This is a genomic window from Mangrovimonas xylaniphaga (genome assembly GCF_001280435.1).
Lineage (GTDB): Bacteria > Bacteroidota > Bacteroidia > Flavobacteriales > Flavobacteriaceae > Mangrovimonas_A > Mangrovimonas_A xylaniphaga.
In genome coordinates, this window is sequence record NZ_LBIP01000016.1 from 230,173 (window position 1) to 247,638 (window position 17,466).

The window sequence follows — 17,466 nt, forward strand, 5'->3', positions numbered from 1 at the left end:
TCACCACAAAAACAGCCTTGGTTAAAATCCTACACACTGGTAATAGTGGCCAACGTCATCTACATTATTGCGTTTTACCTTATCATGAAAGCATTTTAGTATGGGGGTATTGAATTGGTTGGATTGGGCTGTTTTGGTCACAACATTATTGACCATTGTTGGTTACGGAACTTGGAAAACAAGAGGTAGCAAAAATGTACAGGACTTTGTAAAGGGAGGTAATTCGGCACCTTGGTGGACGGTTGGCCTTTCGGTAATGGCAACCCAAGCTAGCGCCATCACGTTTTTATCAACTCCAGGACAGGCATTTCACGACGGTATGGGCTTTGTTCAGTTTTATTTTGGAGTGCCTATTGCCATAATTGTCATTTGTATGGTATTTATTCCACTGTATGACAAACTTAAAGTTTACACAGCTTATGAATTTTTAGAGAACAGGTTTGATAGAAAAACAAGAACACTAACCTCCTCCCTGTTTCTTATCCAACGTGGATTATCGGCCGGAATTACTATTTACGCTCCTGCCATCATACTTTCGGCTATTTTACATTGGAACCTTACCTACCTTAACATCATCATAGGAACTTTGGTAATCATTTACACGGTTTCAGGGGGTACCAAGGCGGTAAGCATTACCCAAAAACATCAAATGGGCGTTATCTTTTTAGGGATGTTCATTGCATTTTGTTTAATTATCAGCTATCTGCCAGAGAATATCACCTTTACAAAAGCCTTGGATATTGCTGGTGCCAGTGGCAAAATGAATATCCTCAATTTCGATTTTGATTTCGAAAACCGTTACACGCTTTGGAGTGGCTTGATAGGGGGCTCTGTTTTGGCCCTCTCCTACTTTGGCACTGACCAAAGTCAAGTACAGCGCTACCTTTCAGGAAAATCGGTTAAAGAAATGCAAATGGGACTCATCTTTAACGGACTTTTAAAAGTACCTATGCAGTTCTCCATTCTTTTGGTTGGGGTAATGGTATTTGTTTTTTATCAGTTTCACAACTCTCCTATCAACTTTAATCCTGCTGCCCAAAATACAGTAAGCAATTCGGCATATGCAAATGATTACCAACGCTTGGAAGAAGACCAACTTGATATTTTCAATGCCAAACAATCGGTTCTTGAAAACTATGTGGCCACAGGAAACGACACCTATTCTGAAGAACTTCAAAAACTCAATTTAAAGGACCGTGAAAACCGTGATGCCGCTAAAGTATTGATCCAAAAAGCCGCCGAAGACAATGATATCAGTATTGAAACCAATGACAAGGATTATGTGTTTATTCATTTCATTTTGAATAACCTTCCTCGTGGTCTAATCGGCCTGCTTTTGGCCGTTATTCTCAGCGCTGCCATGTCAAGCACCGCAGGAGAACTCAATGCCTTGGCCTCCACTACCGCTTTGGACATTTACAAACGAAATTTCGCCAATGACAAGGATGAAACCCACTACCTAAAGGCTACCAAATGGTTTACCCTTGGTTGGGGAATTTTAGCCATTCTTATTGCTTGTGTGGCTTATTTGGCGGACAACCTTATCCAATTAGTAAACATCATCGGCTCCATTTTCTACGGAAATGTGCTCGGTATTTTCCTTTTGGCATTTTTCTTTAAATACGTTAAAGGCCATGCCGTATTTATCGCCGCCCTAATCACGCAAGGAATCGTGATTATAGGCTGGTGGTATGAATGGATGCCATACTTGTGGCTCAATTTATTTGGTTGTATTTTAGTCATCCTAATTGCTTTTTTCATTCAAAACACACGAAACATCAATGAATCAGTCCGATAAAGTCATCAAATGGGGTATTATAGGCCTTGGTAAAATTGCCAATAAATTTGCTCAAGATTTACTAACTGTGGAAAATTGTGAGCTTGTGGCGGTTGCTTCTCGCAACCAAGAACGCTCTGATGCCTTTGCAGCAACCTACGGAGCACAAAAAGCCTATGATAGCTACGAACTACTCGCTGAGGATCCTAATGTGGATGCGGTATATATTGCCACACCACATAGCTACCATAAAGAACACAGTATCTTGTGCCTAACACATCAAAAAGCGGTGCTTTGCGAAAAGCCTTTTGCAATGAATTCTAAAGAAGTCATGGAAATGATTGCTACGGCAAAGGCCAACGATACTTTGTTGATGGAAGCCCTTTGGACCTATTTTCTACCGCATTACCAACATGTTTTGAAAATGCTTAAGGAAAACACCTATGGCAAACTGCTAAAAATGAATGCCGATTTTGGATTCCATAGAGATTTTGACAATGAATCCCGATTGTTTAGAAAATCGCTTGGTGGAGGTAGTTTATTGGACATTGGCATCTACCCTATCTTTTCGGCCTTGACTACTTTAGGGGCACCAAAATCGATTGACGCTTCTGCTACTTTTTTTGAAAATGGTGCCGACTCTTCCTGCTCTATGGTGTTTCATTATGAGGATGGTGTAGAAGCCCATTTAAAAAGTACCCTTTTGGAAGCAACCCCAACCGTTGCGGAATTCCATTGTGAAAAAGGCCTCATTAAAATCAACGGTCAATTTCATGCGCCTTCTACTGTTACCTTAATTCCAAATGAAGGAGAAACTGAAACCTTAGATTTCAATTACAATACCATTGGTTATAATTTTGAAACAATCCACTTTAATGAATTGATAAGACAAGGCAAAAAAGAAAGCGACCTTATGACCTATGAGTTCAGCAAACAGCTCATTGGTACTTTGGATAAAGTCGCTTCGATAATTGGATTGGAATACTAGATTTTAATGATGATGAAGAACCCCGCTTGGATCTACTTTTACGCTTAACCTGTCTTCTCCGTTGCCTATTTTCACTTTATAATATTTGTGAGTAGGCTCGTTGTAGTCGTAGTTTACGTAATAGTCTGTTTCCAAAAGGAACCATCCCGGATGTGATTTAAATACTGTTTCTCTTACTTCTTGAGGCAACTTAATGTCTTCAAAATGTTCATCTGTAGAAACAATATTGCCATCTTTATCATAAGATACAATGATGCTTCCTTTTTCAGATTTAAAATTCACGTCATAAGTATTGTCTTCTGAAGGTCTTTCAAATTCATCGTAAGTGTTAATATTAAATTTTGCCACCTTACTTTCCAGATCGACAATATATTTTGCGGTATTGTCATAAGTGATTTCCTTAAGATAATCCATGTGAATGGTTTTGTTGGAAACTACATTCATTTCCGCTAGATCAATTTCTATTAGGCCCGTTTGAGAAAAGCCTAAATTACCGAGGGCTATACATAAAACCCAAAAGATTAAAGTTTTCATAATTACTTGTATTACAGTTAATGATTGATTGCAATACAAAGATCATCATAGATGCCATGCAAGGCTTAACAGCCATGTTGTAATTGATTTAACTTCTATGGGAATGTGTTTAAAAAATGATTTAAAGGATTGAAATTATGTTGAGACCATATCGTAAAACCCCAGTGTTTATAGTGTTTTCAATCCTACAACTTGATTTTATAGGAACCGAGATTCATTTTTTCCAAAAATTCCAAAAACTGGGGATTGTCATGTAATTTTTCAAAATACGGATCATACTTCACCTTGAAGAGCTCGGCATTTTTGCGCTCATAAGCAATATAAAGCCAACCTATAGCCTTTTCGCCTTCCTCTAAATAAGAGAATTTTTGAGCTATCCAATACGCATTATTATATAAGGTTCCCTGTGATTTTAGATGCTCAATATCCATATCATTAATCCATGCATAAATTCCATTTATCCCAGATTCTTTATAGGCCTTCAACAACACTGGCACCCGCTCTTTTCCTTCCTCTTCAAATGACCAACTAATTTCCAACTGTTTAAATGCTAAATCATTTTTACCTTGAGCGGAATATATTTTAAATTTAATCCAAAATGGCCAAGCATCTTTTGGCTCTAGCTCTTCCGCCCTTTCTGCTTGCCTCATAGCATTATTAAAATCACCTTGTTGTAAATATAACTCTGAACTCAAAATTGAAACATGGAATGAATCAGGAGCAATCAACTGCGCTCTATTTATCATTTTCCGAGCACTCTCTAAATCTCCTAAAGTATATTGCAAATATTGCGCATACATGTAAAGCGCAATATAGTTGTTTGGATTTATGCTAATTGCTTCTTCAAATTGACCTTCAGTCTTTTCCCAGTCCCAATAATAAGTCATATGTATCCACCCCAACACCCTGTGCGGCTCTGATAAATTTTTATCTAAACTGATAGCTTTTTCAGCATAGTCCTTGGCTCGTAGGATATCATTTTCAGTAGGATTAGGCCAATTCTCCCATAAATAACTAATAGCAAGCCCTGAATAAGCAACTGCAAAATTAGGGTCTATTTCCAAACATGAATTCAAATAACTTCTGGCCAAATGTATATCTCCTGCATAAACCCCATAGTAAACTGCCTTCATGTACAAATTATACACCTCAAGATTATCTGTTGGAGCCTTGTCAATAAGCTCCAACTCAAAGGGGGATAATACTAAATTCAATTCCGCTACTATTTGTTTGGAAATTTCACTTTCCAATTCAAAAAGATCTTTATAGTCCCTATCAAAATCCTGAGACCATAGCTGTTCATCTGTCTTGGCATTAACCAAATGAACCCTAACCCTAATCCTGTCATCATACTTTTGAACACTTCCTCCCAAAATATAATTCGCATCAAGAGCTTCACCTATCTCTTTAGCAGAGAGCTTTGAATCTCTATACTTTTCTGTAGATTGACGAGACTTTACAATAATCTGTTCAATTTTCGAGAGATTATTTATAATATCCTCTCTAATGGCATCTGCAAAATAGACGTTTTCTAAATCATCACTTAAATTTTTAAATGGAAGTACGGCAACGGTTTTATCCAATTCGGTCGAGGGAAGTTCCTTAAACTCTTCGTTTTTAGCTTCCAAATTATGATAAATAAAATATCCCAAAATAAAAGCAAAAATAAAACCACTTACCCAAAACAAAGTTGTAAATTTTCGCTTCTTCGGAAGATTTGTCTTTATAGATTTTGCAGAAGAAGGCTTGGGGACAAGATCATTTTTAGAGTCTTCATTTTTTTTGAATTTAACCTCTCCTGGAGTGTAGCCATAGAAATCACTAAAACAGGTATTGAAGTAAGTAGGACTGTTAAATCCAACCCTATAGGCAATTTCGGAAGCTGTAGCCTCCTCATTTTGGAGCATTCGCAAAGCCCTTTCCAATCTGTATTCCCGAATAAACTGGCTTGACGATTTTCCTAAAAGTGCATTAAGTTTTCTATGCATTTGGGAACGGCTCATGCCTACTTCATCAGCCAATTCCTGTACTCCAAAATGCTCATTGGTAAAGTTGGATTCCAGGATTGTATGTAGCCTTTCCACAAAGTTTTGATCCATGGATAATTGACCAGCCATATTGTTGAAATTAAATATAATAATTGGTTGAGGACCAAAAACTAGAAGTAGGCCATCTCTCTAAGATACAAAAATCCTTACAAGTACAGTTTTCTTAAAACTTCCCAAAAGCCTATTCATATCGGTTTTGTAACGCTACCGTTGCTGCATAACCTGGATTAAATAAAGGTAGGGAAAACTAACATAACAAGACTGCGGGTATTTTCGTAGGAAAACCCGAAGCAATACGTACATTAAGGTGTTCCCTGCGGCTCTTTTGTTTTTTCAGAATTCTATAATAGTTCAGGCCTTATTTTTGAAACTATCCCTTTTTCAAAATAAATGACTAACTCATAATGATCAAAAGAACCAAAGCTATTGGGGTCACTTGTTACATAACATAAAGTTTCCTGGACAATACAATTTTCCTTATAGTCATTCCCTAAGAGTTTAATCACTTCATTTTTAGTTTTTCCAATGAGTAAATTATTTTTTTTCAAATCATTTACCATTCTATATCTCGAGTCCACATTTTCCACCCAATCTTTGGTCTCGAACTTTTTCGACCTCACAATAGGGTCAACTATATAAGAAATTATCAGCAAAAAAAGTGCTGTATAAATCAAAGGCAATATTATTACAGATACTATTGCTAATAGGTTAATATTTTTAGATCTGTATCGTTTAATTATTTTTCTATAAAAGAAAAATGATGGTATCAACCAGATGAATTGGATGAATAAAAAAATAAGAAAAGAAAAGATTATATAGTCTGCCATTTGTATTTCAAATAATTTTCAGGGAGTAGAGTTGTCAAATTATTGGCCAAAAGATGCTAAAGCTTTAGACCACCTTGGTAATCGCCAAGATTCATTTTTTGTAAGATCTCCAAAAAGTCAGAGTTGGATCGTAAATTTTCAAAATAAGGATCATATTTAATCATAAATAATTCGGCATTTTTTCTTCTAAAGGCAATTTCCAACCATTTTAGGGCATTTTCAGGTTCATCCAAGAAAGCAAATTTTTGAGCAATCCAATAGGCATTATGCTGTACGCCCTCCGAATTTGCGTTATTGATATCCATATCATTGATCATCCTATAAACGCCTTTAACTCCGTCCTTTTCATAAGCCTCCAACATTGGCGGTATGTTCAACTCGAAGGCCTCAACAAATCCCCAACTTTCTTCCAATTGCCTCACAGCCTGATCATAATTACCCAATTCCGTATAGATTTTAAAATCTACCCAATAAGCCCACATCCCTTTTGGAGCATACTCCTTAGCCTTTCGGGTTTCTTCCAAAGCCTTTTTAAAGTTATCCTCTTGAAGGTAAAACTCAGCACTCAACACTGCCGTAAATGCTGAGTTGGGATTCACCAATTGCGCCAACTCAATCATTTCACGAGCCTTTTCAAAATCTCCCAATACATACTGCAGGTACATCGCATATTCGCTTATCGCATAATAATTGTTTGGATTCAACTTGACAGCCTCTTGGAACTCCGTTTCAGCTTTGGTCCAATTCCAATCGTAGGTTTCACTAACGTAGGCCATTACACGATGTGGTTCAGACAAGCTTTCATCCAATTCCATCGCCTTTATGGCTAATTCTTTTACCTGCTCCGCATCTTTTACGGTTGGTGTTGGCCAATTTTCCCAAAGATAACTTTCGGCCAAGCCTGAGTAGGCCAGAGCAAAGCCAGTGTCTTCTTCAATACATAAATTGAAATACCTCCTTGCTAAATCTACATTTTCATCGTAGTACAAAGAATATAACGCCTTTATGTACAAATTATAAGCCTCAAGATTATCTGTAGGCACCTTATCAATCAGTTCCAATTCATGAGGGGACAATACCACGTTCAGTTCAGAAGCTATCAATCTTGAAATCTCACTTTCAAGTTCAAAAATATCTTGATACTCTCTATCAAAATCCCTAAACCACAACTGCACATCTGTCTTGGAGTTGATTAAATGCACCCTAACACGTATTCTGTCTCCATGCTTCTGAACACTTCCCCCTAATATATAATTAGCGTCCAAAGCAAAACCAATGTCTTGGGCAGATAGGTGCGAATCCCGATACATTTCTGTAGACTGACGCGATTTCACGATAAATTCCTGAACCTTCGATAAGTGATTGATAATATCCTCCCGTATCCCATCTGCAAAATACTGGTTTTCGCTGTCATCACTTAAATTTTGAAACGGCAGAACCGCAATGGTTTTGTCTTCCCTTAAATGTATCGGCACATCTTCAATGTCAATTTTAGCCTTTGAATTATGATAAAACGAATAGCCTATTAGTATTACCAGAGCCACTACACTAACCCAAAACAATGGTGTAAATGTTTTCTTCTTCCTTTTAGGTGTTTCTAGTGCTTTTGAAGCAGGAATTTTAGGAGCTATGCCGTTTTTATGCTCATCTGTTTTTTTGAATTTGACCTCTCCAGGCGTGTAGCCATAGAAATCGCTGAAACAGGTATTGAAGTAAGTTGGACTATTAAAACCCACGCGATAGGCTATCTCTGAGGCGGTGGCCTCTTCATTTTGGAGCATTTCCAAAGCCTTTTCCAATCTGTATTCCCTTATAAATTGGCTAGAGGATTTTCCTAATAGCGTGTTGAGTTTTCTGTGCATTTGCGAACGGCTCATACCAACCTCATCTGCCAATTCCTGAACACCAAAATGTTCATTCGTAAAATTGGAGATTAAGATATTATTCAACCTTTCAACAAAAGCCTGATCCATAGATACCTGACCAGCCATACGTTTAATTTTAAATCGATTAATTGGTTTAAAACCCAAACTTTAGAAAAGGGCTTACCTCTAAGATACGAAAAATTGACAAGCCAATTTTTTTAGGTAAAAAGCAAAAAAGCACAACCGAAGTTGTGCTTTTAAGAAACTATATCGCCACAGTATTGAATCTTACATAGCGCCCCACTCCTTCAGTGAGTCCATGTTCATTTTTACATAATCGTCGTTTCCAGCAGCCTTAGCTCCTTCCATAGATTTTTTTGCCAATGCAATTGCACCATCTTTATCACCGGCCTTAGCATAAATCAAGGACTGTTGTCTTAATTGCCAAAATGCAGGTTCACTGCTCATAGCCATTGATTTATCAATCCATTCTTTAGCTTGCTTGATATCTTTCCCTTCTTGATAGTAATAAACAGACGCCGCAAAATAATCTTCTGCTTTTGGCGATCCAGCTAAAGCCTCATTAATGGAAGCCAAAACTTTAGTATCTGTTGGTACTTCAAAAGGAATTGCCACATAGGTCTTTTCCCAGAAAATTTCCAAAGTAGCACTGCTATTGGTAATGTTGTTGATATCAAAACTAAAGGATTCCACATTGAAAGACATTGGAGAAGCCTTCGCCTTGATTATGGCTGCCACTTTACTCTCATCCCACTTTTGAGGAGTTCCCCAATTTTCGGTATCGCTGTATAAATAAACTTCCCATAAACTCTTTCCCGGTTTTGTAAAAAGTGCATAAGAACCTGCTTTTACAGTTTGGTTTCCAAAAGTGACATCATCGCTAAAAGTGATAATGGTATTTTTGTTGGCTCCAGTTCTCCACAGTTTGTCGTATGGCACCAAATCGCCAAAAACGGTTCTACCTTTTACTCCTGGTCTGGAATATTGAATGGAAATATCGGTTAAACCTACCTTTTGTTCCAATTTACAAGCTGGACTGGATTGTGGCGTTGTAACCTGTGCCCTCACATGAAAGGAGGCTGTTAATATCAACGCAATAAGTAATAATTTTTTCATGGTTTAATTGATTTAATGTTTAAAATGTGCAACTAAAATTACAAATTAGATAAACTGGCATTTGTTAACAAAAGCTTAAATTAAAATTGCCAGCTAATCTTCCTGTTAAATATACACAAAACTATCTTCTTGAATTACAATAATTTCTAACTTAAATTCTCAAAATTAAATAGGCCTCAAAAAATCTAAAAACTCAACAATATGTTAATTTTGTCTAATTTCAATTTCAAATAGTTAGACATTTTGTAATTTTATAAAAAATAGAGGTATGGCCAAAAAGAACACTCCCAAAAAAATGGATTTAGTGGATTTGTACATGGATTATGTTCTAGAACATAATGCACCTCCCAAGTCCGTATATCAATTCTCAAAGTTGAACAGTTTTGAAGAAAGCACATTCTATGAATACTTCAGCTCCTTTGACGCCATAGAAGCTTACGTTTTCAAGGCTTTTTTTGAACATACCATCAAAACGCTTCACAACAGTGCTGAATACGAAACTTACGATGCCAAAAACAAACTGCTCAGTTTCTATTTTACCTTTTTTGAAAACCTTACGGCCAATAGGAGTTTTGTAATGTATGTCTTGGAAAAATATAAAGCGAACCTGAAACAGCTAAAACACCTCCAACCACTAAAAGAAGTGTTTACTCATTACATAGACGAACTTGACATCAAAAAACTTGATATGGTAAAAGGTCAACTTCTTAAAATTCAAAACAAAGCCATGAAAGAAGGTGCTTGGGTGCAGATATTACTCACCTTAAAGTTTTGGATGGAAGATACTTCTGCTAGTTTCAGTAAAACTGATATCTATATAGAAAAGTCCATCAATACAAGTTTCGACATCATTGACACTACCCCAATAAACAGTCTCATGGATTTTGGGAAATTTATTTTTAAAGAACGCTTCCAAACCAAATAAGACCATGAAGACCATTGATAAAATTCCAACATCAAAAATTGAGCGGGCTTCCAAATTGGTTGCTACGGGAGCCAAAGTTGGTGTAAACTATCTAAAATATTACGGTGATAAGCTCACCAAAACAGAACAGGAAGCCAAATCTAGGTTAGACCAAAATAATGCCGAAGACATCTACGACAGTTTAAAGCAGCTTAAAGGAAGTGCCCTGAAGGTTGCCCAAATGTTGAGCATGGAAAAAAGCATCCTGCCGCAGGCCTATGTAGAGAAGTTTTCATTGGCACAATTTTCTGTGCCGCCGCTCTCCCCTGCCTTGGTAACGAAAACCTTTAAAACCTATTTTAAAAAATCGCCTCACGAAATCTATGATAAGTTCAACCCAAATTCGGTAAACGCTGCCAGTATTGGTCAAGTACACCTAGCCGAAAAAGATGGTAAAAAACTGGCTGTTAAGATTCAATATCCCGGAGTGGCGGAAAGTATTCAATCAGATTTGGCCATGGTGAAACCTATTGCCATTAAAATGTTCAACATTAAAGGAAAGGACTCCGATAAATATTTCAAGGAAGTGGAAGGCAAATTGATAGAGGAAACCAACTATATCCTTGAATTGCAACAAAGCAAGGAAGTGGCCAAAGCCTGCCGGAATATTCCAAACCTTCAGTTTCCTCAATATTACGAAGCACTTTCTTCCGAGCGCATCATCACCATGGATTATATGGAAGGTGAGCACCTTTCGGAATTCATTTCAAGGAATAGCAATCAAGAATTGGCCAACACCCTCGGGCAAGCGCTTTGGGACTTTTATATGTTTCAAATCCACACACTGAAAAAGGTGCATGCCGATCCGCATCCTGGAAACTTCTTGGTTTCCAAAACCGGAGAATTGATTGCTTTGGATTTTGGATGTATGAAAACCATTCCAGAAGATTTTTACAACCCCTATTTTGAACTGGCAGATCCAAACATATTAAATGACTCAGAAATGTTTAAAGCAAAAATGTTGGAACTGGAAATATTGCGCCCAGAAGATTCGAAAGAAGAAATGGAATTTTTCACAGCCATGTTCCATGACATTCTGCAATTGTTTACACAACCCCTGCAAACAGAGACCTTCGATTTTTCCGATGCCAACTTCTTTGGAAAAATTGCCAATCTTGGAGAGTCCTATGCCAAAAACACCGATTTGCGAAAAATGAATGGCAACCGAGGCTCCCAACATTTCATCTACATCAACAGATCCTTTTTTGGACTTTATAGTTTGATGTTTGATCTGAAGGCAAAAAATGTGAAGATCTCCAATTTTGAAACACTAAAACACCCATGAAAATTCTGCTAACCGGTGTAACGGGCTATATAGGCAAACGTTTAATGCCAATCCTTTTGGAACAGGGGCATCAATTGGTTTGCGCTGTAAGGGACCGCTACCGTGTGGATGAACATTACTTGGAGGATTCCAACATAGAGGTTGTGGAAGTAGACTTCCTTAAACCAGAGACTTTATCTAATATTCCAAACAACATTGAAGCCGCTTATTATTTAATCCATTCCATGTCTAATTCCTCTAGTGATTTTGAAGAACTGGAAGCCCAATGTGCCCTAAATTTTAAAAGCCGTTTAGAAACCACTCAAGTTAAACAAGTTATTTTTTTAGGTGGTATTTCAAACGATGAGAATCTCTCAAAACATTTGCGTTCCAGAAAACAGGTGGCAGATCTTCTGAAGTCAAATAAATATGCTACGACTATTTTTAAGGCTGGAATTATTGTAGGATCCGGAAGCTCCTCCTTTGAAATCATTAGGGATTTGGTGGAAAAACTACCGGTTATGGTAGCCCCAAAATGGCTGCATACCAAAACGCAACCACTTGCCATTCGGGATGTGCTGGCTTACCTGTCCAAAAGTCTTGGCAACACACAATTATACAATAAAACCTATGACATTTTCGGACCAGAAATCATGACCTACAAAGAGATGTTGCTCCAGTTTGCTGAAGTGAGAAAGCTAAAACGGTATATTTTAACCGTTCCGGTAATGACTCCAAAATTGTCTTCCTATTGGCTGTATTTTGTCACTTCCACCTCCTACACCCTCGCCTGTAATTTGGTGGACAGCATGGGCGTGCCAATTATAGGGAAACCCAGCAACATCAACACCCTTTTAAATATTCACCCGATTACCTACAAAGAAGCGGTGACACTGGCATTTGAAAAGATTGAACAAAACAGCATTCTCTCTAGCTGGAAGGATTCATTTATAAGCAGTGGCGAGCTAAAAAGCAATTCACATAAATATATCAACGTTCCAAAATTTGGCTGCTTTAAAGATTATAAGGAGCGTAAAGTACAAAACATCCCACTAACGTTGTCTAGAATTTGGGCCATTGGAGGTGAAACAGGCTGGTATTATGGAAGTTTTCTATGGAATATCAGAGGGTACCTAGATAAACTAGCGGGAGGTATCGGTCTTCGAAGAGGGCGTACTAATCCCGACGAACTTCATACTGGCGATGCCTTGGATTTTTGGCGTGTGATTTTTGCCGACAAGGATAAAATGAAATTATTGCTCTATGCCGAAATGCGTCTTCCTGGAGAAGCTTGGCTTGAATTCAAGATTGAAAACAATATCCTTAAACAAACGGCCACCTTCAGGCCAAGAGGACTTGCGGGAAGATTGTATTGGTACAGCGTACTCCCCTTTCACTTGTTCATTTTCAATGGGATGATTTCAAAATTAGCCTGTCCTTTTAATGCTAAACCTCAAAACGTGTCTTAAACAATCTTCCTTTGCAAACATCTTTTAGAAATAGTAAATTATATCACGATTTAATTATCAATTCTCAAAAAACGGAAAGAAAGGAATTCAAAAGTTTTCCTCTCTCTAACATTACTCGTATTTTATATTTCTAAAAATCAACTATATGACTTTTATAAGACGTTACATTACTCCATTTTTAATTATCCTCCTAGCAATTTTTCTTCCAAAATTCAACCTACCTTTTATTCAAAATTCAGAGAATGTCCATTACGTGATGCGTAAAATTAGTTCCATTTTATTCATCATCGCCATAACATGGACGATTATTGTATTGTTAAGGGTTTTTAAAAAGAATTATCTTGAAAATTACGACCTCAACCAAGAAGACAACCTACAGGCCCGAAAGCTTTATACACAGTTCAACATTTTGGAGCGCATCATCATTTTTGTCATCATCACCATTGCCATAGGCTCTGGATTGATGCTCTTTGAAGGCGTTAGAAAATTTGGGCTTAGTGTCTTTGCTTCGGCGGGTATTGCGGGAATCATCCTTGGGTTTGCAGCCCAAAAAGCCCTGGCAACTATTCTAGCAGGAATGCAAATTGCCATTTCACAACCCATCCGTTTGGACGATGTATTGGTGGTGGAAGGTGAATGGGGCTGGGTAGAAGAAATTACCTTAACCTTTGTGGTAGTAAGAATTTGGGATAAACGTAGACTGGTGTTGCCAACTACCTATTTTATTGAAAAGCCCTTCCAAAACTGGACCAGAACTACCGCCGAAATCTTAGGAACCGTATTTATATACACCGATTACAATATCGATTTTGACGCTCTCAGAAAGGAACTTGCCCGTCTATTGGAAAACACGCCTTTATGGGATCAAAAGGTAAATGTACTTCAGGTGACGGATTCCAAAGAATTCAGTGTAGAAATACGGGCTCTTATGAGTGCCAAAAACTCTCCTGAAGCTTGGGATTTACGCGTGTACGTTAGAGAAGGCCTAATTAAGTTTATACAACAAAACTTTCCAGATAGCCTGCCTAGAACCCGTGTATCTATTTTAAATGATTTTGATAAGAAGACAGAAATAAAACAATCATGAAAACTGTAATTATTGTAGGCGGAAGCAAAGGTATTGGCAATGCCATCCTGAATACTTTGTTGGAAACCCATCAGGTCATCAATATTAGTAGAAGTGCCCCGCAAGTGACACATCAAAACCTGACACACTACGCTTGCGACATTTTAACCGATGAATTACCCAATATTGAACAGGCCGATGCTTTGGTATATTGCCCAGGGAGTATCAATCTAAAACCCTTTCCTAGATTAACCTTGGATGATTTTAGATCCGATTTTGAGATAAACGTTCTTGGAGCTGTAAAATCCATACAACAATATTTACCTATTTTAAAAAACAGCCAAGCTCCCTCTATTTTGTTGTTTAGTACCGTAGCTTCCAAATTGGGCATGCCTTTTCATTCCAGTATTGCGGTTGCAAAATCAGGAGTTGAAGGTTTGGTAAAATCCCTTGGAGCCGAACTTGCCCCTAGTATCAGAATCAATGCCATTGCCCCAACTGTTACCGATACGGAATTAGCCTCCAAACTATTGCGAAATGACAAAATGATTGCCAATATTGTTGAAAGGCATCCCCTTAAAAAATTCTTAAATCCACAAGAAGTTGCCGATTTAGCCGTATTTTTATTATCAGAGAAATCTGCTTCAATATCTGGCCAAATCTTCCAAATGGACTGTGGTATCACATCCTTTAAAATTTAAAATTCATGCGCACCTTAATACTCATAGTAACTATGTTTTCAATGTTTAAAACATCTTCCCAAACAGCACCAAAACAGTCTATTTACGACATCAAAATAAACAGCATCGACAATACGCCAATTAATCTATCTGATTACAAAGGCAAAAAAATCCTATTTGTTAATGTCGCTTCCGAATGTGGGTTTACACCTCAATATGAAGAGTTGGAAGAACTCTATGAAACCTACAAAGACCAATTGATGATCATCGGACTTCCATGTAACCAATTTGGAGGTCAGGAACCAGGTAATGCTGATGAAATCAAAACATTTTGTGAAAGAAATTACGGTGTGACCTTTTTAATCACCGAAAAGATTGATGTGAAGGGAGACCAACAACATCCGCTGTACCAATGGCTCACGAACAAAGACATTAACGGTGTTTCAAGTTCTGGTGTGAAATGGAATTTCCAAAAATATCTGGTGGATGAAAATGGACACTTAGTAGACTATTACTATTCTATCACCAAACCACTAAGCAAGAAAATCACAAAACACCTACAATGAAACTATTCAAACTCATTCTTGTTTTTTTGATTATCAATTTTGGAGCCTTGGCCTTGGGAACCTTGTTTATGGACAACGGTCCACATTCCGATTGGTACCTCAACCTCAACAAAGCGCCTTGGACTCCCCCCGGATGGGCTTTTGGAGCGGCTTGGTTTACCATCATGATCTGTTTTTCCATATACATGGCCTATTTGGTTCGGGATTTGGGTTCTAAATATATCTGGACGCTTTTTACGGTTCAGTTTATTTTAAATGTATCCTGGAATTATGTGTTTTTCAAACAACACCTCGTGCTTCCGGCCTTGTTCATCATCATACTTTTAACCTTAGTCGTAATTTATTTCTTTTTCAAATACCGCATTGAAAATGTTCGGGAAATGCGACTCCTACTGCTACCCTACATTGTTTGGTTGGTTGTGGCCTCGTCCTTAAATGCTTATATTTTTCTTTACAATTAATGCAGATTTATACCTTACATAGAATTCAGAATCTGCCAATATCCGTAGAAGAAGCATGGCAGTTTCTTTCCAATCCAAAGAATTTAAAAACTATCACACCAGATTATATGGGCTTCCATATTATTTCCGGTGCAGAAAAATCCATGTTTCCGGGGCAAATTGTGCAGTATTGGGTCTCTCCTATTTTGGGCATAAAAACCAAATGGGTTACAGAAATTACGCATGTTGAAAACCATAAATATTTTGTGGACGAACAACGGTTTGGTCCTTATGCGCTTTGGCACCATAAACATTTTATAAAACCCATTGAAGGAGGCGTACAAATGGAGGATGTCATTGATTATAAATTGCCTTTTGGCATTTTGGGTCAAATGGTACACCCATTTTTAGTGCGACCAAAATTGGAAGAAATCTTTCAATACAGATTCGAAAAATTAGAAGCCATCTTTGGCAAATATTCCTCATGAAACAAACCATTAATATATTCTGGTTCCGAAGAGACCTGAGGCTAAATGATAACATTGGGCTGTATCATTCTCTAAAAGGAGATTATCCCATATTGCCTATTTTTATTTTCGACACTTCTATTTTAGAGGAACTCCCCAAGAATGATGCTCGTGTCACCTTTATATATCAAACCATTCAAGACCTTAAGAAGACACTTGAAACAAATTACGGTAGTTTGTTAGCCACTTATCATAAAACGCCTTTAGAATCTTTTAAACAACTTACTCAAGACTATCATATCAATGCTGTATACACCAACCACGATTATGAACCTTATGCGAAACAACGGGACAAAGAGATAGAACAATTCCTTTCCTCAAAAGATATCATATTCAACACGTTTAAAGACCAAGTTATTTTTGAAAAGGATGAGATTGTAAAACAGGATGGCACACCCTATGTGGTCTATACGCCTTATATGAAAGCATGGAAGGCCCGTTTTAAAAGTCTATCTCTTGAGGAAACAACCCCCGACGCCAATTTTGATAATCTATTTAAGCATACTCCAACCAAAAATTTTACTTTGGAAGATTTAGGGTTTGAAGTCTCTTCACAAGAAATTACGCCTTACAAGCTGTCTTCAGAAAGCATCCAAAACTATGAAGCCACCCGAAATTATCCCGCCAAGGACAGCACTTCACGCATAGGGCCTCATTTACGTTTTGGTACCGTGAGTATTCGCCGCATTGTAAAACAAGCAGCGGTCGAATCGAATGAAGTGTTTTTACAAGAATTGATTTGGAGAGAGTTTTTTATGCAGATTCTTTGGCATTTTCCACATACGGCCACACAAAGTTTCAAACCTAAATACGACAATATTGTATGGCGAAACAATGAAGAAGAATTTAAAAAGTGGTGTGATGGCAATACGGGCTATCCCCTAGTAGATGCAGGTATGCGCCAATTGAACACCACTGGGTTTATGCACAATAGAGTACGTATGCTGGTCGGAAGTTTTTTATGTAAACATCTTTTGATAGATTGGCGCTGGGGAGAGGCTTATTTTGCAGAAAAACTTCATGATTACGAAATGGCCAGCAATATTGGCAATTGGCAATGGGTAGCAGGCTGTGGTGTGGATGCCGCTCCCTATTTTAGAATTTTCAATCCCACAACACAAATTGAAAAATTTGACAAGGACTTAAAATACATTTCCAAATGGGTCCCAGAATTCCAAGAACTCTCCTATCCACAGCCCATGGTGGATCACAAAGAGGCCAGAGAGCGCTGTTTAAACACTTATAAGGCTGCATTGAATTAATCCTATTTTTTTCTTTAATAAGATTGAAGTAAAACTTATTTGGCATAAAAAA

15 protein-coding genes are annotated in these 17,466 nt (G+C 37.6%); 11 read left to right on the plus strand and 4 right to left on the minus strand.

Annotation, left to right across the window (positions count from 1 at the left end; all coding sequences use genetic code 11):
- The first annotated feature begins 100 nt into the window (after positions 1-100).
- Together ZA06_RS09715 and ZA06_RS09720 are read left to right on the plus strand one after the other, a co-directional pair.
- Positions 101-1,798 carry a sodium:solute symporter gene (locus ZA06_RS09715; RefSeq protein WP_053977276.1) on the plus strand — a complete coding sequence of 566 codons (1,698 nt, stop codon included), beginning with the start codon at positions 101-103 and terminating at the stop codon, positions 1,796-1,798.
- The gene (locus tag ZA06_RS09720) at positions 1,782-2,765 is read left to right on the plus strand and encodes a Gfo/Idh/MocA family protein (RefSeq protein WP_053977277.1); all 984 of its coding nucleotides are present in this window, start codon (positions 1,782-1,784) and stop codon (positions 2,763-2,765) included. Before ZA06_RS09715 ends, ZA06_RS09720 begins: the two co-directional genes overlap by 17 nt.
- A gap of 3 nt (positions 2,766-2,768) precedes the next feature.
- On the opposite strand, the gene ZA06_RS09725 is transcribed toward ZA06_RS09720, so the two are convergent.
- The 4 genes from ZA06_RS09725 to ZA06_RS09745 form a co-directional block, all read right to left on the minus strand.
- Positions 2,769-3,299 (minus strand): hypothetical protein, encoded by a 531-nt coding sequence (locus tag ZA06_RS09725; RefSeq protein ID WP_053977278.1) that lies wholly within the window; start codon positions 3,297-3,299, stop codon positions 2,769-2,771.
- Between the two features lie 185 nt (positions 3,300-3,484).
- Complete coding sequence (locus ZA06_RS09730) at positions 3,485-5,416, minus strand: helix-turn-helix domain-containing protein (RefSeq protein WP_053977279.1); 1,932 nt, start codon at positions 5,414-5,416, stop codon at positions 3,485-3,487.
- An 814-nt stretch (positions 5,417-6,230) separates the two neighbouring features.
- On the minus strand, positions 6,231-8,165 hold the full coding sequence (locus ZA06_RS09740; protein ID WP_053977281.1) for a helix-turn-helix domain-containing protein: 1,935 nt from the start codon (positions 8,163-8,165) through the stop codon (positions 6,231-6,233).
- A 162-nt stretch (positions 8,166-8,327) separates the two neighbouring features.
- Positions 8,328-9,176 carry a DUF2911 domain-containing protein gene (locus ZA06_RS09745; RefSeq protein WP_053977282.1) on the minus strand — a complete coding sequence of 283 codons (849 nt, stop codon included), beginning with the start codon at positions 9,174-9,176 and terminating at the stop codon, positions 8,328-8,330.
- Between the two features lie 268 nt (positions 9,177-9,444).
- Between ZA06_RS09745 and ZA06_RS09750 the strand changes: the two genes are divergently transcribed.
- The 9 genes from ZA06_RS09750 (at position 9,445) to ZA06_RS09790 (ending at position 17,414) form a co-directional block, all read left to right on the plus strand.
- Positions 9,445-10,101 carry a TetR family transcriptional regulator C-terminal domain-containing protein gene (locus ZA06_RS09750; protein WP_053977283.1) on the plus strand — a complete coding sequence of 219 codons (657 nt, stop codon included), beginning with the start codon at positions 9,445-9,447 and terminating at the stop codon, positions 10,099-10,101.
- Between the two features lie 4 nt (positions 10,102-10,105).
- Positions 10,106-11,425: an ABC1 kinase family protein gene (locus ZA06_RS09755; protein WP_053977284.1), complete on the plus strand. Its 1,320-nt coding sequence runs from the start codon at positions 10,106-10,108 to the stop codon at positions 11,423-11,425.
- Positions 11,422-12,873: an SDR family oxidoreductase gene (locus ZA06_RS09760; protein WP_053977285.1), complete on the plus strand. Its 1,452-nt coding sequence runs from the start codon at positions 11,422-11,424 to the stop codon at positions 12,871-12,873. The genes ZA06_RS09755 and ZA06_RS09760 overlap by 4 nt, the downstream gene beginning before the upstream one ends.
- Positions 12,874-13,018: 145 nt before the next feature.
- Entirely contained in the window at positions 13,019-13,960 is a 942-nt protein-coding gene (locus ZA06_RS09765) for a mechanosensitive ion channel family protein (RefSeq protein ID WP_053977286.1), read from the plus strand.
- The gene (locus ZA06_RS09770) at positions 13,957-14,640 is read left to right on the plus strand and encodes an SDR family NAD(P)-dependent oxidoreductase (RefSeq protein WP_053977287.1); all 684 of its coding nucleotides are present in this window, start codon (positions 13,957-13,959) and stop codon (positions 14,638-14,640) included. Before ZA06_RS09765 ends, ZA06_RS09770 begins: the two co-directional genes overlap by 4 nt.
- Positions 14,641-14,672: 32 nt before the next feature.
- On the plus strand, positions 14,673-15,185 hold the full coding sequence (locus ZA06_RS09775) for a glutathione peroxidase (protein ID WP_053977288.1): 513 nt from the start codon (positions 14,673-14,675) through the stop codon (positions 15,183-15,185).
- Complete coding sequence (locus tag ZA06_RS09780; protein WP_053977289.1) at positions 15,182-15,646, plus strand: TspO/MBR family protein; 465 nt, start codon at positions 15,182-15,184, stop codon at positions 15,644-15,646. Before ZA06_RS09775 ends, ZA06_RS09780 begins: the two co-directional genes overlap by 4 nt.
- Entirely contained in the window at positions 15,646-16,113 is a 468-nt protein-coding gene (locus ZA06_RS09785; protein ID WP_053977290.1) for an SRPBCC family protein, read from the plus strand. Before ZA06_RS09780 ends, ZA06_RS09785 begins: the two co-directional genes overlap by 1 nt.
- Positions 16,110-17,414 (plus strand): cryptochrome/photolyase family protein, encoded by a 1,305-nt coding sequence (locus ZA06_RS09790; RefSeq protein WP_053977291.1) that lies wholly within the window; start codon positions 16,110-16,112, stop codon positions 17,412-17,414. Before ZA06_RS09785 ends, ZA06_RS09790 begins: the two co-directional genes overlap by 4 nt.
- Positions 17,415-17,466: the final 52 nt, after the last annotated feature.